This window comes from Alkalicoccobacillus porphyridii (assembly GCF_007293315.1).
In the GTDB taxonomy this organism is placed as follows: domain Bacteria; phylum Bacillota; class Bacilli; order Bacillales; family Bacillaceae_D; genus Alkalicoccobacillus; species Alkalicoccobacillus porphyridii.
In genome coordinates this window covers 1-329 of record NZ_VLXZ01000112.1, presented here as the reverse complement: position 1 = coordinate 329, position 329 = coordinate 1, and the positions used below count along the sequence as shown (strand labels likewise).

The window sequence follows — 329 nt, the reverse complement described above, 5'->3', positions numbered from 1 at the left end:
ACACTTAGGGATTACACTGACTGAAACTCTTCAGTGACGTTTTCTACGCCAGGCGTTTTAAGAAGCACGCCATTAAGATGGATCACAAATTTGTTATCATGGCTGGCTTATCCGGCAATTTGGCGACAAACATCTACAGGGACACGAACTGCCAACATGACTTCGTCATCGTCATTAAGCTGAATACCCATCAGGTAATCGAAATCCCAGGAGCGAATTCCGCCTAACTGGGTTTTATTGACTCTGGTTTTGACCTGCAACAGCGTGCCATCGTCTAATCTGACATCGGCGCTTTTATGGGAGTTTGGCAATAATTCACCACCATAAAG

At 45.0% G+C, this 329-nt stretch carries 1 protein-coding gene; it reads right to left on the bottom strand.

From position 1 onward, the window contains the following. Positions 1-107: 107 nt before the first annotated feature. Positions 108-329 (bottom strand): hypothetical protein (locus tag FN960_RS23725; protein ID WP_221936840.1); only part of this gene is annotated, 222 nt, incomplete at its 5' end.